Source organism: Marasmitruncus massiliensis (assembly GCF_900186535.1).
In the GTDB taxonomy this organism is placed as follows: domain Bacteria; phylum Bacillota; class Clostridia; order Oscillospirales; family Ruminococcaceae; genus Anaerotruncus; species Anaerotruncus massiliensis_A.
The window spans coordinates 222,577-240,576 of the sequence record NZ_FYDE01000003.1 but is presented as its reverse complement, the minus strand read 5'-3'; the positions used below and the strand labels follow the sequence as shown (position 1 = coordinate 240,576).

At 52.1% G+C, this 18,000-nt stretch carries 20 protein-coding genes; 13 read left to right on the top strand and 7 right to left on the bottom strand.

The features are described 5' to 3' along the window. Positions 1–162: 162 nt before the first annotated feature. Positions 163–2,307 carry a ferrous iron transport protein B gene (gene feoB, locus C1A10_RS02380; protein WP_101908702.1) on the bottom strand — a complete coding sequence of 715 codons (2,145 nt, stop codon included), beginning with the start codon at positions 2,305–2,307 and terminating at the stop codon, positions 163–165. A gap of 68 nt (positions 2,308–2,375) precedes the next feature. Then, complete coding sequence (locus C1A10_RS02375; protein WP_101908701.1) at positions 2,376–2,609, bottom strand: FeoA family protein; 234 nt, start codon at positions 2,607–2,609, stop codon at positions 2,376–2,378. Positions 2,610–2,713: 104 nt separating this feature from the next. Here C1A10_RS02375 and C1A10_RS02370 point away from each other — a divergent pair, with 104 nt between their 5' ends. Further along, on the top strand, positions 2,714–3,130 hold the full coding sequence (locus C1A10_RS02370) for a metal-dependent transcriptional regulator (RefSeq protein WP_101908700.1): 417 nt from the start codon (positions 2,714–2,716) through the stop codon (positions 3,128–3,130). A gap of 35 nt (positions 3,131–3,165) precedes the next feature. On the opposite strand, the gene C1A10_RS18645 is transcribed toward C1A10_RS02370, so the two are convergent. Further along, positions 3,166–3,726, bottom strand: coding sequence for a hypothetical protein (locus tag C1A10_RS18645; protein WP_101908699.1), 561 nt, complete (start codon positions 3,724–3,726; stop codon positions 3,166–3,168). A gap of 609 nt (positions 3,727–4,335) precedes the next feature. On the opposite strand from C1A10_RS18645, the gene trpE reads away from it, so the two are divergent. The 8 genes from trpE to trpA are packed head-to-tail and all read left to right on the top strand — an operon-like array spanning position 4,336 to position 11,745. Then, the gene (gene trpE, locus C1A10_RS02360) at positions 4,336–5,805 is read left to right on the top strand and encodes an anthranilate synthase component I (RefSeq protein ID WP_101908698.1); all 1,470 of its coding nucleotides are present in this window, start codon (positions 4,336–4,338) and stop codon (positions 5,803–5,805) included. Beyond that, positions 5,802–6,404 carry an anthranilate synthase component II gene (locus C1A10_RS02355; RefSeq protein WP_101908697.1) on the top strand — a complete coding sequence of 201 codons (603 nt, stop codon included), beginning with the start codon at positions 5,802–5,804 and terminating at the stop codon, positions 6,402–6,404. Before trpE ends, C1A10_RS02355 begins: the two co-directional genes overlap by 4 nt. After that, on the top strand, positions 6,373–7,389 hold the full coding sequence (trpD, locus tag C1A10_RS02350; protein ID WP_101908696.1) for an anthranilate phosphoribosyltransferase: 1,017 nt from the start codon (positions 6,373–6,375) through the stop codon (positions 7,387–7,389). The genes C1A10_RS02355 and trpD overlap by 32 nt, the downstream gene beginning before the upstream one ends. Next, positions 7,386–8,171, top strand: coding sequence for an indole-3-glycerol phosphate synthase TrpC (gene trpC, locus C1A10_RS02345; RefSeq protein ID WP_101908695.1), 786 nt, complete (start codon positions 7,386–7,388; stop codon positions 8,169–8,171). Before trpD ends, trpC begins: the two co-directional genes overlap by 4 nt. Then, positions 8,168–8,761 carry a phosphoribosylanthranilate isomerase gene (locus tag C1A10_RS02340; protein WP_101908694.1) on the top strand — a complete coding sequence of 198 codons (594 nt, stop codon included), beginning with the start codon at positions 8,168–8,170 and terminating at the stop codon, positions 8,759–8,761. The genes trpC and C1A10_RS02340 overlap by 4 nt, the downstream gene beginning before the upstream one ends. A 2-nt stretch (positions 8,762–8,763) precedes the next feature. Further along, positions 8,764–9,777 (top strand): 3-deoxy-7-phosphoheptulonate synthase, encoded by a 1,014-nt coding sequence (aroF, locus tag C1A10_RS02335; protein WP_101908693.1) that lies wholly within the window; start codon positions 8,764–8,766, stop codon positions 9,775–9,777. A 14-nt stretch (positions 9,778–9,791) separates the two neighbouring features. Then, positions 9,792–10,976: a tryptophan synthase subunit beta gene (gene trpB, locus C1A10_RS02330; RefSeq protein WP_101908692.1), complete on the top strand. Its 1,185-nt coding sequence runs from the start codon at positions 9,792–9,794 to the stop codon at positions 10,974–10,976. Beyond that, positions 10,969–11,745, top strand: a complete 777-nt coding sequence (trpA, locus tag C1A10_RS02325; RefSeq protein ID WP_101908691.1) for a tryptophan synthase subunit alpha — start codon at positions 10,969–10,971, stop codon at positions 11,743–11,745. The genes trpB and trpA overlap by 8 nt, the downstream gene beginning before the upstream one ends. On the opposite strand, the gene C1A10_RS02320 is transcribed toward trpA, so the two are convergent. Then, the gene (locus tag C1A10_RS02320) at positions 11,711–11,974 is read right to left on the bottom strand and encodes a hypothetical protein (protein WP_101908690.1); all 264 of its coding nucleotides are present in this window, start codon (positions 11,972–11,974) and stop codon (positions 11,711–11,713) included. The two genes, trpA and C1A10_RS02320, sit on opposite strands and share 35 nt — an antisense overlap. 180 nt (positions 11,975–12,154) lie before the next feature. Next, a complete protein-coding gene (locus tag C1A10_RS02315) occupies positions 12,155–13,060 on the bottom strand; it encodes a ribonuclease Z (protein WP_101908689.1) in 906 nt (301 codons plus the stop codon). A 149-nt stretch (positions 13,061–13,209) separates the two neighbouring features. On the opposite strand from C1A10_RS02315, the gene C1A10_RS02310 reads away from it, so the two are divergent. Together C1A10_RS02310 and C1A10_RS02305 are read left to right on the top strand one after the other, a co-directional pair. After that, positions 13,210–13,884, top strand: a complete 675-nt coding sequence (locus tag C1A10_RS02310; protein ID WP_101908688.1) for a Crp/Fnr family transcriptional regulator — start codon at positions 13,210–13,212, stop codon at positions 13,882–13,884. 48 nt (positions 13,885–13,932) lie between these two features. Continuing rightward, on the top strand, positions 13,933–14,418 hold the full coding sequence (locus C1A10_RS02305) for a flavodoxin family protein (protein WP_101908687.1): 486 nt from the start codon (positions 13,933–13,935) through the stop codon (positions 14,416–14,418). A gap of 19 nt (positions 14,419–14,437) precedes the next feature. Here the strand turns inward: C1A10_RS02305 and C1A10_RS02300 are convergent, their stop codons facing one another. Continuing rightward, positions 14,438–15,313, bottom strand: a complete 876-nt coding sequence (locus tag C1A10_RS02300; protein ID WP_101908686.1) for a helix-turn-helix transcriptional regulator — start codon at positions 15,311–15,313, stop codon at positions 14,438–14,440. A 136-nt stretch (positions 15,314–15,449) separates the two neighbouring features. Here C1A10_RS02300 and C1A10_RS02295 point away from each other — a divergent pair, with 136 nt between their 5' ends. Together C1A10_RS02295 and C1A10_RS02290 are read left to right on the top strand one after the other, a co-directional pair. Further along, complete coding sequence (locus C1A10_RS02295) at positions 15,450–16,562, top strand: ABC transporter ATP-binding protein (RefSeq protein ID WP_101908685.1); 1,113 nt, start codon at positions 15,450–15,452, stop codon at positions 16,560–16,562. A gap of 127 nt (positions 16,563–16,689) precedes the next feature. Next, the gene (locus C1A10_RS02290) at positions 16,690–17,379 is read left to right on the top strand and encodes a DUF624 domain-containing protein (RefSeq protein WP_101908684.1); all 690 of its coding nucleotides are present in this window, start codon (positions 16,690–16,692) and stop codon (positions 17,377–17,379) included. A gap of 34 nt (positions 17,380–17,413) precedes the next feature. Here C1A10_RS02290 and C1A10_RS02285 read toward each other — a convergent pair whose 3' ends face one another. Next, on the bottom strand, positions 17,414–17,941 hold the full coding sequence (locus C1A10_RS02285; protein WP_101908683.1) for a QueT transporter family protein: 528 nt from the start codon (positions 17,939–17,941) through the stop codon (positions 17,414–17,416). Positions 17,942–18,000: the final 59 nt, after the last annotated feature.

The following is an 18,000-nucleotide window of genomic DNA, read 5'->3' as shown; positions in this document are numbered from 1 at the left end:
AAGGAGGTTTTTTGCTATACTCATCGCTAAAGCTTTTTTGAACTCCCGGCACAGCCGGGAGTTTTCGTACGACAATAAACGCCCCTGTTATTCAGCGGTTTATGCTGAATGACAGGGGCTCTTTTTATTACCTGAATGAGCAGCGAAGATCGTAAGTCAATATTAAAAGAGTATTCTTGCAAAAGTTGTAAAAAGGAAACAAACCAGTATTCCCATAGCCGTAGGGATCAGAAAAGAGACTGCGGTCCATTTCCAGCTTTGTGTTTCCTTTCTGATAGTCAGGCAGGTAGTGGAGCAGGGCCAATGCATCAGCGAAAACAGCATCGTACTGACAGCGGTGATCCATGTCCATCCGTTGTTAACCAAAAGCTGCCTCAGCTCTGACAAATCCTCCAGCTCCAGAAGGCTTCCGGTTGCCATATAGGACATAATGATGATCGGTACCACAATTTCGTTGGCAGGAATCCCCAATATAAATGCCATCAGAATGACTCCGTCCATTCCGAGCAGGCGCGCAAGCGGGTCAAGAAAGCTGGAGCAATGGGACAGAATCGTCGCGTTTCCAACCGTTATGTTTGCGGCCACCCAGATGACCAGTCCCGCAGGGGCCGCAATGACGACTGCCCTTCCAAGTACAAACAGTGTACGGTCAAAAATGGAACGAATGATCACTTTCCCAATCTGCGGCTTCCGATAGGGCGGAAGTTCCAGCGTAAAGGAGGATGGAATACCTTTCAGGATTGTCTGGGAAAGCAGTTTGGAAACAACAAATGTCATAAAAACGCCAATCACAATAACGCCTGTCAGAAAAACAGCCGACAGCACCGACTGAAACGGACCTGCTGCGGTACCGACAAAAAACATTGTTAAAATTGCAATCAGAGTCGGAAACCGCCCGTTGCAAGGTACAAAATTGTTTGTGAGCATTGCGATCAGGCGCTCTCTCGGGGAATCAATAATGCGGCAGCCCACAATTCCCGCGGCATTGCATCCGAACCCCATGCACATGGTGAGTGCCTGTTTGCCGCATGCGCAGCATTTTTTAAAATACTTATCGAGATTAAACGCCACACGCGGCAGATATCCGATGTCTTCCAGCAGGGTAAACAGTGGGAAAAAGATAGCCATTGGCGGCAGCATTACACTGACTACCCATGCCAGGACACGATAGACCCCTTCGACCAGGACGCCTCCTACCCATGCGGGAGTCCCCAGCCAGTGAAAGAATTCCAGCAGACGGTCCTGCAGCCAAAACAGTCCGCTGGACAGCAATTGCGAAGGATAGTTTGCCCCTGTAATCGTCAGCCAGAAAATGATAATCAGCATCAGCATCATGATCGGAAACCCGGTCCACTTGCTGGTGAGGAGGCGGTCAATTCTGCGGTCCCTTCTGTCTCGCTCCGACAGTTCAAAACGAACCGTATCGGCACAAATCCCCTCTGCACATAAGATAATACACGAGATCATTTTATCCCGCAGCTCCTGCATGGAGATTCCCCTGCTTTGCAGATGGGCCTTCGCTTCCTCCAGCTTCTGCACGATTTCACTGTGATCCAATATGGGAAGCCCCAAGTACTCGTTGACAGAATGGATCAGCGATTCATCATAATCCAGAAGCTTGATCGACAGCCAGCGCGGGGGGATACGGCTGCCGCACACGGCTTCGACAGCTGGTTCGAGGATCGCTATCGCCTCTTCAATGGGATTGATATACTTTATGGAAAGCGGACGGGTTTCCTTTTCACAATCCCGTAAATCGCAGACAGCCTGCATCAATTCATCCAATCCCCTGCCGCTCCGGGCGGCCGCCGGTACAACAGGAATCCCAAGCTGCTTTGAGATACTCTCCAGATCCAGCCGAATCCCCTTACGTTCCGCTTCGTCCATCAGGTTGACGCAAACCACAACATGATCGGTGATTTCAAGGGTCTGGAGCACCAGATTGAGGTTTCGTTCCAGGCAGGTAGCGTCGCATACCACCACTACGGCATCGGGATTTCCAAAGCAGATAAAATCCCTGGCCACTTCCTCTTCCGCGGAATGGGCCATCAGCGAATAGCTTCCCGGAATGTCCACCATGATGAAATGATGGTCCCGATATGTACAAAGGCCCTGGGCATTGGCAACCGTCTTGCCGGGCCAGTTTCCGGTATGCTGATTCATTCCCGTCAGCGCATTGAAAACCGTTGATTTTCCGACATTTGGATTTCCCGCCAAAGCCACTACGATATCATCCTGATTTTGTTTCTTCACGGTCAAGCCCACATCTACAGCCTTGACGCCGGTGGAGTCGCTAGTTAAACCCAAAATGATCACCTCAGTTTAAAATATGTGAGTCGGGGAAGAGGCCATGCCCTGTCCCCGACGCCTCTCGCTCAGCAGGCTATGAGTACCATTGCGGAATCTTCTGACCTCAGCGCAATCAGCGCGCCGCGAATCAGGTAGGCCACCGGGTCACCCGCAGGACTTTTCTGGATACACTCTATCTCCGTGCCCTCAATCAGCCCGATATCCTGCAGCCTCCTCCTCATGCTTCCTTCCGACAGTAAAGATGTAACTTTTGCCTTTTGTCCGACTTTCAAGCTGGACAAAAAAGTTTTCTCATTCATAAGTGTCTTCTCCTTAAAATAAGTATTAGTCAAGGGAAACTTTTTTTCTTGATGCTAATATATGTGAGAAAAAAGCATTGTGTTCCCGGAAAGGAGAAATCAAAATGTATAGTCCCTATGATTTTCATACGCAAAAAGGCTACGAATTAGCCGCAAAAGCCGGAATAACCGCCGCTATGGAGGATTATCTGGAAATGATCTGTCGTCTTTCGGAAAAAAACGGATATACACGCATTCATATTTTATCGCAGTGCCTGAATGTAAAACCATCATCCGCTTCCAAGATGGTGGATAATCTGAGAACGCTTTCTCTTGTCCGTTCGGAAAAGTACGGCTGCATTACGCCCACCGAATCGGGGCTGGCAGCCGGAAATTATCTGCTTTACCGGCACAACCTGCTCAACCGGTTTCTTTGCCGTATTAACGGTTCGGATGACGAACTGGAACAGGTGGAACGGATTGAACACTTCATAGATGAACGTACTATTTGTAATATTGCACGTTTTTTAGACGAAAAGTAAAAGGACGTCAAATGGCGTCCTTTCATGATTTCAGGTTACTTCCCTTTGTTTTGCTGTGATTTTTGATTTTCCTTTTTTACCGAATCCAGATTTGAACCGGAACCCGTTGTAAACGAAGAACCACTGGCGGACTGCTGATTTGCCTGTTTGGCCTGCTGCAGGTCCTGGCTGCCGTTGTTCACGGAATTCAGATAGCTGCTGCCAAACCCGCTCTGTCCGGACATAGAACTCGAATACTGCTGGTTTGCCTGTTTGGCCTGCTGCAGGTCCTGGCTGCCGTTGTTCACGGAATTCAGATAGCTGCTGCCAAATGCGCTCTGTCCGGACACAGAGCTCGAATACTGCTGGTTTGCCTGTTTGGCCTGCTGCAGATCCTGGCTGCCGTTGTTCACGGAATTCAGATAGCTGCTGCCAAATGCGCTCTGTCCGGAAGAGGAACTGGCGGACTGCTGGTTGAGCTGTTTTGCCTGCTGGAGATTTTGGTTCCAATTGCTGCCGGAACTGCTTTGGCTACCGGAAGAGGAGGAGGAACCGGAGCTGCTTTGCTGGGATTTCTGATTCAGTTTTTTTGCTTCTTCAAGGCTTTTATCAGCCATTATATCACTCCTTTATTTAAATAAGTCTTTCGACTCATCATATAGTTTTTCTGTTATGTATTTAAATATTCTGTTCACAGAAACCTTATTATCCGCATAACCTGATTATCAGTCATTTCTATACTTAAAAATAATTGACATAATTATTATTCAAAATTTTTTGTCCCCAAAACATGATTTTACAAGCATTTCTGTATAAAGATGATGTAATCGGCGTCATTTTAAGGCTGTATTTTTCGCAAAAGCACTATTGACAAACCGCGTCGGGCGGCATATAATATAAAAAATTTCATATTATCCAGATAAACCGTTGAAGTGGAGATAAAAACAGTTCGTGCACTTACAGAGAGCCGGGGTGCTGAGAAGCCGGCAGAACGCAGATTGTTAAATGGACCACGGAGGGCGCGGTCAAAGGCTTTGTGCTGAGTATTCCGCGACGTGAGGCATACGTGAGTTGCCGGGGATATGTTGGTATCCCGACGAGTGTGAGAGACGGTCTATCCTCTCTCAAATCAAGGTGGCACCGCGGATGAACGATTCAATCCGCCCTTGACAATTTAGTTTGTCGAGGGCGGATTTTTTTTATTTTCAAAGGAGTGTGACGTTGCCATGTGCAAACCAAGCTTGAAAGAGGCAAAAGAGTTGGCGGGGAAATTTCTGACAATCCCGATCAGCCGTACGCTGTATGCGGATTTCTGCACGCCAATCGAAATTTTACGCATTTTAAAAGGCGTCAGCCGGCATTGCTACCTGCTGGAGAGCCTCGAAGACGCATCAAAATGGGGACGTTATACCTTTCTCGGATACGACCCGCAGATGGAGATTACCTGCCAGAACGGCATGGTCAGCATCAACGCCGGGACAAAAATTACCATGGAATGCAGCAATCCCGCGCAATATATCCGGCAGATTATCGACGACAACAAAAGCCCGCGTTTTGACGGCCTCCCGCCCTTTACGGGAGGGCTGGTCGGATATTTTTCCTACGACTACATCAAGTACAGCGAACCGGGCCTGAAGCTTGACGCAGAGGATCAGGAGGGCTTCAAGGATCTCGATCTGATGCTGTTCGACAAGGTCATCGCGTTTGATCATCTCAAGCAGAAGATCACACTGATCGTGAATATCAAGACAGAAGCCCTGGAGGAAAATTACGGCAAAGCCCTGCTGGAGCTGGACAGCATGGAACGGCTGATCAAAAACGGACGGCCGGCGGATATCCAGCCGTTGAAACTGAACAGCGAATTCCGCCCCCTGTTTGATGAAAACGCCTACTGTGCCATGGTGGAAAAAGCAAAGCGGTATATTTACGAGGGCGATATCTTTCAGGTGGTTTTGTCAAACCGTCTGGAGGCGGACGCGGAAGGAAGCCTGTTCGACACCTATCGGGTTCTGCGGACTACCAACCCGTCGCCCTACATGTTCTACTTTTCCAGTGATGATCTTGAAATCGCGGGCGCGTCCCCTGAAACACTGGTGAAGCTTCAGGACGGTAATCTGTACACCTTTCCCCTTGCGGGCACAAGGCCGCGCGGCGCGGACAACGCACAGGACAAACAGCTGGAACAGGAACTGCTGGAAGACCCCAAGGAACTTGCGGAACACAACATGCTGGTCGACCTTGGGCGCAACGATCTCGGCAGGATCAGCCGGTTCGGTACCGTTGAAGTGGAAAAGTATCTGTCGGTTGAGCGGTTCTCCCATGTGATGCATATCGGCTCCACCGTGCACGGCACTATCCGGGAAGATAAAACGGCGCTGGACGCCATTGGCGCGGTGCTCCCCGCGGGAACGCTTTCCGGCGCGCCGAAAATCCGCGCCTGTGAAATCATCAACGAGCTGGAAAACAACAAGCGCGGCATTTACGGCGGCGCGATCGGCTATATTGACTTCACCGGAAATATGGACACCTGCATCGCCATCCGGATTGCGTTTAAGAAAAACGGAAAAGTATTTGTCCGTTCGGGCGCGGGCATTGTGGCGGACAGCGTCCCCGAAAACGAGTTCAGAGAGTGCATCAACAAGGCAAAAGCGGTTGTCAGCGCACTGGAGTCTGCCGAAGGAGGAATGGACAAATGATTCTGTTGATTGACAATTATGACAGCTTCTCCTACAACCTTTACCAGCTGGTGGGGGAAATCCATCCGGATGTCCGTGTGATCCGGAACGACGAACTGACGGTTCAGGAAATCGAGGCGCTCCGTCCCGGCCGGATCATCCTCTCCCCCGGCCCCGGAAAACCCGCGGACGCGGGGGTCTGCGTGGAAGCGGCGAGCTACTTCGCCGGGAAAGTTCCGGTGCTGGGCGTTTGCCTCGGCCATCAGGCGATCTGTGAAGCCTATGGCGCAACCGTTTCCTACGCCAAACGGCTCATGCACGGCAAGCAGTCGGAGATCCGCATCGACCCCGAATGCCCCATCTTCAGGGGCCTGCCCGCTACGATCAAAGGCGCGCGGTACCATTCCCTTGCGGTGCTGGAAAATAGCATGCCGGAGGAGCTGGTTGTTACGGCGCGGACGGATGACGGAGAAATCATGGCGGTCAGGCATCGTGATTATAAAATATACGGCGTTCAGTTTCATCCGGAATCTATCCTGACGCCGCACGGCAGAGTCATTTTGAAAAATTTTATAGGAGGCAGCGAAGATGATCAGAGAAGCAACGGCAAAATTGATTGAGAGACAAAATCTCTCTTATGAGGAAGCCAATACCGTAATGGACGAAATCATGAGCGGAAATACCTCTCAGGTGCAGACCGCGGCTTTTCTCGCAGCCCTGAGCACCAAGGGGGAAACCGATGAGGAAATAGCCGCCTGCGCGGCCGGTATGCGCGCGCACGCCCTGAAGCTCGAACATAACATGGAGCTTCTGGAAATTGTGGGGACCGGAGGAGACGGCGCAAAATCCTTCAATATTTCCACGACCGCCTCTATCGTCATCGCCGCGGCGGGCGTGCTCGTCGCGAAGCACGGAAACCGCGCCGCATCCTCCGCAAGCGGGGCCGCGGATGTGCTGGAGGCGCTCGGCGTAAACATCTCGCTGGAGCCCGAGCAGTGCCGGAAACTGCTGCAGAAAATCGGCATCTGTTTCTTCTTCGCCCAGAAATACCACACATCCATGAAATATGTCGGACCGGTGAGAAAAGAGCTCGGCGTGCGGACGATCTTCAACATTCTGGGGCCCCTCACCAATCCCGCGTCGGCAAAGCTGCAGGTTCTGGGCGTTTACTCGGAAAAACTAGTGGAACCGCTCGCGCATGTGCTTTCCAGCCTCGGCGTGAAACGCGGCATGGTGGTGTTCGGGCAGGATAAGCTGGATGAAATCTCCATGAGCAGTCCTACTACCATCTGTGAATTTCGGGACAGTCAATACAAAACGTATAGTATTACTCCGGAAGAATTCGGTCTCGCCAGATGCAGCAAATCCGATCTGGTCGGCGGTACGCCGGCACAGAACGCACAGATCACGCTTTCAATTCTCAAAGGAGAAAAAGGCCCGAAGCGGGACGCCGTTTTGCTGAACGCGGGGGCAGGGCTTTACATCGCGGGTAAAGTATCCTCACTTCAAGACGGCGTAGGCATGGCGGCGGAATTGATTGACAGCGGCAAAGCAATGCAAAAGCTGAATGACCTGATCCGTCTGTCCAATGAGGTGGCCGCATGATTTTGCAGGAAATCGCGGAGAAAACCCGAAGTCGGGTCGCGCAGGCGAAAAAAGCAAAAAGTATTGCTGTTTTAATATCCGAAGCAAAGTCACTGCCAGCCAGTCGGGAGTTCCCGTTTGAGCAGGCGCTTGCAAAAGAGGGTATTTCGTTCATCTGCGAGGTAAAAAAGGCATCACCCTCAAAAGGTGTCATTGCAGAGGATTTTCCGTATCTCCAGATTGCGCGGGACTATGAGGCGGCAGGCGCCGCAGCGATTTCCGTGCTGACAGAGCCGTATTATTTTCAGGGCAGCGACCGTTATCTGCGGGAAATCGCACAAACGGTCACCATCCCCGTCCTGCGCAAGGATTTCACGGTGGACGCCTATCAGATTTACGAAGCAAAAGTGCTGGGCGCGTCGGCAGTGCTGCTGATCTGTTCCCTGCTCGACACAGAAACGCTGGCGGAATACCTTTGCATTGCCGACAGCCTCGGGCTTTCCGCGCTGGTGGAGGCGCATGATGAAGCGGAAATCGACTCTGCCCTGCGCGCGGGCGCAAGGGTCATAGGTGTAAACAACCGGAACCTCAAGGATTTCACGGTGGATATCCATACCGGTATCCGGCTCCGGTCGATAGTTCCGGACAATGTCCTGTTTGTGGCGGAAAGCGGGATCAAAACCGCGCAGGATGTAGAGGAACTCCGCCGCGCGAATGTCAGCGGCGTGCTGATCGGTGAAACACTGATGAGAACCCCCGACAAAAAAGCCGCGCTTGACGAACTGCGGAGAATCCGGCGATGACCAAGGTGAAAATCTGCGGCCTGTTCCGGGAATGCGATATCGATTATGTCAACGAGGCGATGCCGGACTATATCGGTTTTGTATTTGCCAAAAGCCCAAGGCAGGTCAGCGCCGAAACCTCCAAGCTCCTGCGAAACCGCCTGCATCCCGGGATTGTCCCGGTCGGCGTGTTCGTCAACGCAGAGCAGGAGGAGATTCTCCGTCTCTGCGCAGAACACATTATCGAAATGGTCCAGCTTCACGGGCAGGAGGACGACCTCTATATCAAAGCTTTGAAAAGCCGGACCGGTGTCCCTGTGATCAAGGCGGTACGCATGGATGCGGCCAACACACAACGTATGCTCCCATCCAAGGCGGATTTCCTGCTTCTGGACAGCGGCAAAGGCGGCACGGGAAAAGCCTTTGACTGGGGACAGATCCCCGCTGTCAGCCAGCCGTATTTTCTGGCAGGCGGGATTAACGAAACCAATATCCGGGCAGCCGTCCGCATGCATCCCTACTGCGTCGATATCAGCAGCGGCGCGGAAACGGGCGGCGTGAAGGATAAAAATAAGATTCTGCGGCTCGTCCGCGAAGTTAGGGAGATCTAGATATGGTATTTATTTTAAAGCCCGGCGTTTCGCAGGAAAAAATAGACTGTTTTATCAGGAGCTGGGAGGCAAAGGGCTTTTCCACCATTCTCAGCGTGGGAACCGAGCATACGGCGGTTTGTCTGCTGGGAAACACCGCCGCGGTCGATCTGGAGCATGTGGTGCAGACAAGCGGAATCGTGGAATACGGGCGGCGTGTCACCGAGCAGTATAAAGCCGTCAACCGCACCGTGCACACGGACGATACGCTGATTCCCGTCGGGAACGCCGTCATTGGCGAGGGCAGCTTTACGGTCATCGCCGGGCCATGCTCGGTGGAATCCGAAGAGCAGATCATCAAGGTGGCCGAGTCGGTGAAAGCAAGCGGGGCGAAGCTGCTGCGGGGCGGGGCGTTCAAACCCAGAACCTCCCCTTATTCCTTTCAGGGCATCGGCGCCGACGGGCTGAACCTGCTGCTGGAAGCAAAGAAGGCCACCGGACTGCCCATTGTGTCCGAGATCATGAACCAGACCCAGATTCCGCTGTTCGAGGACATCGACGTCATTCAGATCGGTGCCAGGAACATGCAGAATTTCGACCTGCTCAAAGCGGTCGGCCAGCTGAAAAAGCCGGTGCTTCTGAAAAGAGGGCTTGCCAATTCCATTGAAGAGCTTCTCATGAGCGCGGAATACATCATGTCGGAAGGCAACGATCAAATCATCCTCTGCGAACGGGGAATCCGCACCTTTGAAACGATGACGCGGAACACCCTCGACCTTTCGGCGGTGGTGCTCCTGAAGCAGAAATCCCATCTGCCGGTCATCGTCGACCCCAGCCACGCAACCGGAATCCGGAGCCTTGTCGCGCCGCTTTCCAAAGCGGTATTGGCGGTCGGCGCGGACGGCCTGCTGGTGGAAGTCCATAACGATCCCGCCCACGCGCTGTGCGACGGCGGGCAATCGCTGGACCCGGGACAGTTTGCCGGCCTGATGGAAACTTTAAAAACCCGGGCAACGGTAGAAAAGAAACTCATATAAGGGAGGTCACCAATATGTCAAAAGGAAGATACGGCGTCCACGGCGGGCAGTATATCCCCGAAACGCTGATGAACGAAATCATCCGGCTTGAAGCCGCATACGAATTTTATAAAAACGATCCGTCTTTCAACGCGGAGCTTGATACGCTTTTGAAAGAGTATGCGGGCAGGCCGTCTCTGCTGTATTACGCGGAGAAGATGACAAAAGACCTGGGGGGCGCGAAAGTTTATCTCAAACGCGAGGACCTTAACCATACCGGCTCCCACAAGATCAACAACGTGCTGGGGCAGGCGCTGCTGGCAAAAAAAATGGGTAAGACCCGTGTCATTGCGGAGACGGGCGCAGGACAGCACGGGGTCGCAACCGCGACCGCCGCCGCCCTGCTCGGCATGGAATGCGAAATCTTTATGGGCAAAGAGGATACGGAGCGGCAGGCGCTTAACGTATACCGCATGGAGCTCCTCGGGGCAACGGTGCATCCGGTCACCAGCGGCACCATGACGCTCAAGGACGCAGTCAACGAAACCATGCGGGAGTGGACCAACCGTGTGCACGATACCCATTATGTACTCGGCTCGGTTATGGGGCCGCATCCGTTCCCGATGATGGTGCGGGATTTTCAGAGCGTCATCAGCTGTGAGGCAAGAGAACAGATTCTGGAACGCGAGGGAAAGCTTCCCTCTGTGGTAATGGCCTGCGTGGGCGGCGGTTCCAATGCCATGGGCATGTTTTATCATTTCATCAACGATACCGGTGTAAAGCTGATCGGCTGCGAGGCGGCGGGACGCGGGGTTGATACCGACAAACACGCCGCAACCATCGCAAAAGGCACTCCTGGCGTTTTTCACGGCATGAAGTCCTATTTCTGCCAGGATGAAAACGGCCAGATCGCGCCGGTTTATTCGATATCCGCGGGTCTGGACTATCCGGGAATGGGGCCGGAACACGCACACCTGCACGATATCGGCAGAGCTGAATATGTCCCTGTGACCGACGACGAAGCGGTCGAGGCATTCGAGTATCTGGCGCGGACGGAAGGCATCATCTGCGCCATTGAAAGCGCGCATGCGGTTTATCATGCCATGAAAACAGCGCCTAAAATGAAGAAAGACGAGATCGTCATTGTCTGCCTGTCCGGGCGGGGCGACAAGGATGTTGCGGCAATCGCAAGATACAGAGGGAGGGATATCCATGAGTAAGATTCAAAAGGCGTTTGAGAACGGAAAGGCGTTTATCGGATTTGTCACCGGCGGAGACCCGTCCATTGAAAAAAGCTGCGAACTGATTCTGGATATGGCGGAAAGCGGCGCGGACCTCATCGAAATCGGGATTCCCTTTTCCGACCCGATTGCGGAGGGCCCCGTTATTCAGGAGGCCAACATCCGCGCTCTGTCGGCCGGCGCGGACACCGAAGCGATGTTTCGCATCGTGGAAACCGTACGCAAACAGACTGATACTCCCCTTGTCTTTTTAACCTATTTAAATCCCGTATTTAAGTATGGCTACGAGCGGTTCTTCTCACGCTGTGAAAGTGTGGGACTGGACGGAATCATTATTCCCGACCTTCCCTTTGAGGAAAAAGGCGAGCTGTCCGGTATCGCGGAATCGCACCATGTGGACGTGATTTCCCTGATCGCGCCCACCTCAGCGGACAGAATCAGAAAAATAGCGGCGGAAGCCAAGGGGTTCCTGTACATTGTATCTTCCATGGGGGTCACAGGCATGCGCAGCGAAATTAAAACAGACCTGGCCTCCATCATCGAAACGGCCAGGTCTGTGAGCAAAATTCCTGTGGCTGTGGGCTTCGGGATCAACACGCCGGAGCAGGCCCATAAATTATCCAAGCTTGCCGACGGCGTCATTGTGGGCAGCGCAATTGTGAAACTCATTGAACAATACGGAGAGAATGCGGGCGGTCATCTTTCCGCTTATGTCAGAGAGATGAAAGATTCCATCCGGGCTCGATAACGTCAAGTCCTTCCGATTCCGCATACTTTTCTGCGGTTTCCAGCAAATCCCGAAGTTTCAATTCAACCGGGCACTGATCGTCGGAGGAATCCAGAACAAGCCAGAAACCGGAGCCGTCATACAGATAATCTTCCGGCCGATAGAAATGGCGCTCAAATGTTGCAAGCTTCCGAACAAGGAGATACTGGCGGCTGTGCTCTTTGATCGTATAGGTTGGAATATATGGCACCGTCCGGTTACCCCCTTTCCAGAAAATGTACCTGACTATTCATAATATTCTGTTTATAAGAATTCGAAATTGCTTTAAAATTTTTGGGGTAATCTGCGACAATTTGTAAAAACGCGGAAAACTGTTCCGCAGCATGTCATTTAAAAAGAAAGCCCGCCGGTCGCTGCCGGCGGGCTTTCTTCATGGCAGGGTCAGGCGGATTCCATCGTATGCCGCCTGTGTGTTCGGGAAAATCCGGCGGGCGGCATCGATAGATTCCTCCGGATTTAAGCACGCTGGGCTGAAATGGGTCAGCCAAAGCTGTTTCACGCCCGCTTTTTTTGCAAGCCCGGCGCTGTCTGAAAACACCATATGCCCCCGCTCCTCCATTTTTTCATGCAGTTCGTCGCCGCCATACATTCCTTCGCAGATCAGCAGGTCGGCGCCGTGTGCAAATTCCGCAATCGAGGCAATCGGCTGGGTATCGGTGCAATAGCAGACGAAAAGCGGTTTCCGTTCGCCGTCCAGAACCATCGGCGGTTCTATCACGCGCCCGTCCTCCAGCCGGACCGGCTGCCCGGCATGCAGGGTTCTGTACAGAGGCTTCGGTATTCCAAGCTGTTCCGCTTTAAACGGGTTGAACACCGGTTTGCGTTTCACCGCAACGCCATAGCCAAAGCACGGTATCCCATGGCTCAGCGGCAGATAAGAAATTTGCAGCCCATCCATTTCAACCATTCCGCTTTGATCCGTTTCAAGCTCCCCGATTCGGAGCGGGTACGGCAGCACCGGAGCGATGATCATCAGTGAGCCGACAACCTGCTTCAGCCCTGCCGGCCCAATGATCGTCAGGGGCGTCGTTTTTCCGCTGTTGCCAAGCGTAAGCAACAGCCCAGGCAGCCCGGCAATATGATCCGCGTGAAAATGGGTAATCAGCAGTGTATCAAGACGGCGCAGTTTGCAGCCGGATTTTTTCAGCGCGATCTGGGTACCCTCGCCGCAGTCAATCAGAAGCGCGCTGCCCTGATAGTCCATCCAGCAGCAGGCCAGCCAGCGGTTCTCCAGCGGAATCACACCGCCCGTTCCCGGCAGACAAATATCTAACAAGTTCACCGCCCCTTTCTTTATAAATGTCCATGAAAAAAATTTACAAACCCTTCTATTTTTTCAGCGAAAATCATTGTATACTAGTTATAATGATGGTTTTTAGAAGCCTTTATTTAAACCGCCGCATAGAGAAAAGGGGGACCATAGGAATGAACCGTCCGGAAGACAGGGCAATCCTTCAAACGCAGTTTCCATTTTGGGACCATCTTTCCGCACAGGAGCAGGAACGTCTGCTGCAAAACGTCATGACGGTCAAATATCCGAAGGGGACAAACATCCATAGCGGTGATCAGGACTGTATCGGTGTTCTTTTAATCAAAAGCGGCATTCTGCGCACCTATATGCTCTCGGAGGAAGGGCGGGAAATTACGCTTTATCGCCTTTATAAAGGGGATGTCTGCATCCTTTCCGCCTCCTGCATTCTCAAAAGCATTACCTTTGAAGTCCACATAGACGCCGAGTCCGACTGCGAAACGCTCCAAATCAGCACACCGGTTTTTTCTGAGCTTTCCCGTACCAATGTTTTTGTTGAAAATTTTTCCTACCGGCTTGCAACCGACCGTTTTTCCGATGTCATGTGGACCATGCAGCAGATTCTGTTTATGAGCTTTGACAAACGGCTCGCTGTTTTTCTATCGGATGAACTTTCCAAATCACAGGATGACACCATCCGGCTGACCCACGAACAGGTAGCAAAATATATAGGCAGCGCCCGCGAGGTGGTGTCACGGATGCTGAAATATTTCGCTGATGAAGGGATCGTACAGCTGTCCCGGGGAGGAATCCGCGTTTTGGACCGCAAAAAGCTCCGGCAGATGATCTGACACAAGCCGTTTTTATAAGCTGATGAAGAAATCTTGAGGAGGATTTTTATGAAAAGCATTGTGGTTTTTTATTCTCTGGAAGGCAATACCCGCATGATTGCCCAAGCTATCGCAAAAGAAACTGAAGCGGATTTACTGGAGCTTAGACCAAAGCAGGAAATCCCAAAGAAGGGTTTCCGGAAGTTCTTTTGGGGCGGGAAAAGTGTTGTGTTTCGTGAACAGCCGGACCTGGAAAATGAGTTTCCGGATTTTGCGGAGTATGATACCGTTTTGATCGGCACGCCAGTCTGGGCGGGGTCGTTTGCAGCCCCAGTCAACACCTTTTTGAAAACCCAAAAACTCGAAGGCAAGAAAATTGCTTTGTTTGCTTGCCACAAGGGCGGCGGCACTAAAAAATGTTTTGAGGATTTCAAAAAAAATCTGCCGGGCTGCAAATTCTTGGGGGAACTCTCCCTGGTTGACCCACTTGTGCGGAATCCTGAAGAAAACAGGCAAAAAACAATTGAATGGGTCCGGTCGCTGAATTTGGCTTGATTTTTTATGGTTTGATACATCAGACATGATAGATTGCTTCCAGTTCCCGGAGCCTGCGCTGATTTTCCAAATCCAGCGCGGCGGGCGCAAGATTGCGCGCCCGGTATTCTCCCGGCGATTCCCCTGTCGCGCGGCGGAAGACTTTGCAAAAATAGTTGGCGCCTGAGTAACCGGCCATGTCCGCCACCATTTCAATGCTGTAATCCCGGTTCTGGAGCATGAGTTTGGCGTTGTCCAGCTTGACCGACTGCAAAAACTTGCCCGGGCTTTCTCCGGTATCGGCCGTAAACATGCGGATAAGGTGGCTTTTTGTAACGCCCAGTCGCTGCGCCAGCTCCTCCACGCCTCCCAGAAAAGCAAATTCCTCCCGCATGACCGCGATTGCGTCCCGCACAAGCGGGCTGTATTCGGTCTTCTTATCCGCGCAGCTTGAAAGCGCCTCCATCAGCAGCGCATAGACTTCGGCCGATGCCGTATAAATATTTTTTGGCATCCGGCTGCGGGCGTGATGGCAGATGTACCCCAGCAGCCGGTCTATCCTGCTGCCGCTTCCGATAGGCTGAAAATAGCCGATGCGGCCAAGCAGGTCTTCCCCATTTTCCAGCAGCAGATAGAGGTATTGGGTTTTCTCCATCGGATACAGCAAAAGCCCGGAGGCATCCGGAACCGTAATGATGCAGTCTGCAAGATATCCGCATTTCCGGCCTTCGAATTCCGCTTCTCCCTCGCCGCTCAGCAGATAGAGAAACAGCGCGCTGTGTTCTCCGCTGACTGCGGCGGGGGATTTTTCTGCCGCCTGAAAACCGCACCTCGTCGGATAAACCCATGTAAAGTTTTCGGGGACCGGAAAATCTATTGGGAAAGCGCCATATTCCATATCATCTGTGCAAAACATCAACTTTTCACCCTGTTAATCAAGATATTACCCTTGTTGGAGTGCGATTTTGTTGTTATAATAACTGCATGAGCGAATATTATCAGTATAGCACCAAAAACAAAAAAATCAATAAATTACCACAGGAGGCAGAAAGATGGCAAACATTACCCTGAAAAATATCTATAAGATTTACCCCGGCGATGTCACCGCTGTTCATGATTTCAATCTGGAAATTCAGGATAAAGAATTTATCATTCTGGTTGGGCCTTCCGGCTGCGGAAAATCCACCACGCTGCGCATGATCGCCGGACTGGAGGAAATCTCCAAGGGCGAGCTTTACATCGGCGACCGCCTTGTCAACGACGTTGCCCCAAAAGACCGCGATATCGCGATGGTGTTCCAGAACTATGCGCTTTATCCGCACATGACTGTGTTTAAGAACATGGCTTTCGGCCTTCAGCTGCGCAAGACTCCCAAGGACGAGATCAAGCAGAAGGTGGAAGAGGCCGCAAAAATTCTCGATATTGAGCACCTGCTCAACAGAAAGCCCAAGGCTCTGTCCGGCGGCCAGAGACAGCGTGTCGCCCTTGGGCGCGCCATGGTGCGCGACCCAGCCGTTTTCCTGCTCGACGAGCCCCTTTCCAATCTGGACGCAAAGCTGCGTACCGCAATGAGATCGGAAATCACCAAGCTGCATAAACGTCTGGGCACCACCTTCGTCTATGTTACCCATGATCAGACCGAAGCGATGACCATGGGCGACCGCATTGTTGTCATGAAAGACGGCTTTATCCAGCAGGTAGATACCCCGCAAAACCTGTACGACAAACCCTGCAATATGTTTGTAGCGGGCTTCATCGGTTCCCCGCAGATGAACTTTCTGGATGTTACCATTGAGAAAAAAGGCAGCGGCTTTGTTGGTATGTTCGGCAATTCCGAAATCACAATTCCCGCCGGAAAAGCCTCCCCGGAAGTTCTCGCGCCCTATGTCGGGAAAGTGGTCGCACTGGGAATCCGTCCTGAAAACCTGCATGATGAAGAGGCCTACACCAATATTGCTACCGCCAGTATGATCGAGGCAAATGTCGACCTCGCCGAACTGATGGGCTCCGAAATCTTCCTGTACATGACCAGCTGCGATGCCAAGCTCGTTGCCAAGGTTCCGCCCCGCAGCAGCGCGAAGGATGGGGATACCATTAAAATTGCCATTGACTGTACAAAAATTCATCTGTTCGATAAAGAGACAGAAGCGACCATCTGCAACTGATTTTTGCTTTTCATTTTCTTCCTTCCAAATCCGGCAGCGAGTTTGCGCGCTGTCGGATTTGCATTTTCCGCTTTGTTCATGATATGATGAATACAATCGAGATTTGTTTGTCAAACGGGGGATTCTGATGGGTATTTTCGGCAATCGCATGAACCGTCCCGGGCCCGGCATTCCAAAAGATGCCCCGTCCAAAAAGGGGCTGGCCCTGTTTTGGGATATTTTGTTCCGCGAATTTTTTGAACTCGTAAAGCTGAACCTTTTGTTCTGTGCCTTTTGTGTGCCGGTGATCACAATTCCCGCCGCCTGCACCGCCATGAGCAAAATCACAGTCACCATGGTGCGCGACCGGAATCATTTTTTATGGGCTGATTTCTGGGCGGAGTTCAAGGCCGATTTTAAAAAATCCACAGGCGCCGGGGCCCTGGTTTTTCTTGGCATCGGGGCAGGAGTGTTCGGGGCATGGTTTTACAGCAAAATGCTCACTGCCAGCCCGTTTTTCTATCTTCCGCTGGCCCTTTCCTGCCTGATTGTACTGGTGCTGACGATAATGGGATTTTATGTTTTCCCCATGATTGCGCTGGTGGACCTCCCTTTGCAGAAAATCATCCGGAACGCGTTCCTGCTGACTTTCGTCTGCCTGCACTATAACCTTCTGGCGCTGGTGATTACCGCAGGGCTGACCCTGTTTGCCGCGGCATTGCTTCCGGTTACCCTTTTGCTGTTCCCGTTTTTATGGTTTGCACTGATGAATTTTATCACCACTTTCTGCGCCTATTACGGTATCCGGAAATACGTGATCTCTGAAAAGGAATCCTGATAAAAAATGCCGCTTTTGCAAGCGGCATTTTTCTTTATATGTTCTGAAACAGCTTTTTGTCCAGCCCGGTCTTCTCCAGTGTGTAAACCAGAAGCAGCCCGAGCACCGCGCAGGGGACGATCTGGCCGATTCCCACGCTCAAAGCGTTGATCAGGAAGATTTTCATGGTAAATCCTCCCGAAAAGAAATAGGTCAGCTCCAGCCCGATGATTACGGCGTTCACCAGAATCGGCGGAACCGCGGACCAGAACGGAATGTTTTTGATGCGGACATTCCGCAGCCGGTAAGACAGCAGCGAAGCAATCAGCGTTGCCAGCGTGCCGAACACGATATCCGGCGGCATAGTCGCCCCCATCACGACGCCGACTGCGTTCGAGATCAGGCATCCCAGCGTCACGCCCCAGACACCCGCCGGCGACAGAACGGCGAGCAGCCCAAGCGCTTCCGAAATGCGCATCTGGACAACGCCGAACGTCAGCGGCGCCAGCGCAAGGCTGACAGCGGTATAAAGCGCGGCGATCATCGAGCAGACCGCCAGCTTTCTGACATTGGTTGTTTTCATATTCAATTTTCCTTTCGTAGGCGCTGCAAAAACCGTTCGCGCACCCTAGTTTGTTTTAA

Coding starts and splice junctions, on each gene's coding strand:
- trpC (WP_101908695.1), top strand. CDS start 7,386: ATGATTTTGCAGGAAATCGCGGAGAAAACCCGAAGTCGGGTCGCGCAG.
- C1A10_RS02370 (WP_101908700.1), top strand. CDS start 2,714: ATGTATAGTCCCTATGATTTTCATACGCAAAAAGGCTACGAATTAGCC.
- C1A10_RS02340 (WP_101908694.1), top strand. CDS start 8,168: ATGACCAAGGTGAAAATCTGCGGCCTGTTCCGGGAATGCGATATCGAT.
- C1A10_RS02305 (WP_101908687.1), top strand. CDS start 13,933: ATGAAAAGCATTGTGGTTTTTTATTCTCTGGAAGGCAATACCCGCATG.
- C1A10_RS02355 (WP_101908697.1), top strand. CDS start 5,802: ATGATTCTGTTGATTGACAATTATGACAGCTTCTCCTACAACCTTTAC.
- C1A10_RS02300 (WP_101908686.1), bottom strand. CDS start 15,313: ATGTTTTGCACAGATGATATGGAATATGGCGCTTTCCCAATAGATTTT.
- C1A10_RS02295 (WP_101908685.1), top strand. CDS start 15,450: ATGGCAAACATTACCCTGAAAAATATCTATAAGATTTACCCCGGCGAT.
- trpA (WP_101908691.1), top strand. CDS start 10,969: ATGAGTAAGATTCAAAAGGCGTTTGAGAACGGAAAGGCGTTTATCGGA.
- C1A10_RS02310 (WP_101908688.1), top strand. CDS start 13,210: ATGAACCGTCCGGAAGACAGGGCAATCCTTCAAACGCAGTTTCCATTT.
- aroF (WP_101908693.1), top strand. CDS start 8,764: ATGGTATTTATTTTAAAGCCCGGCGTTTCGCAGGAAAAAATAGACTGT.
- C1A10_RS18645 (WP_101908699.1), bottom strand. CDS start 3,726: ATGGCTGATAAAAGCCTTGAAGAAGCAAAAAAACTGAATCAGAAATCC.
- C1A10_RS02285 (WP_101908683.1), bottom strand. CDS start 17,941: ATGAAAACAACCAATGTCAGAAAGCTGGCGGTCTGCTCGATGATCGCC.
- C1A10_RS02290 (WP_101908684.1), top strand. CDS start 16,690: ATGGGTATTTTCGGCAATCGCATGAACCGTCCCGGGCCCGGCATTCCA.
- trpE (WP_101908698.1), top strand. CDS start 4,336: ATGTGCAAACCAAGCTTGAAAGAGGCAAAAGAGTTGGCGGGGAAATTT.
- trpD (WP_101908696.1), top strand. CDS start 6,373: ATGATCAGAGAAGCAACGGCAAAATTGATTGAGAGACAAAATCTCTCT.
- trpB (WP_101908692.1), top strand. CDS start 9,792: ATGTCAAAAGGAAGATACGGCGTCCACGGCGGGCAGTATATCCCCGAA.
- C1A10_RS02375 (WP_101908701.1), bottom strand. CDS start 2,609: ATGAATGAGAAAACTTTTTTGTCCAGCTTGAAAGTCGGACAAAAGGCA.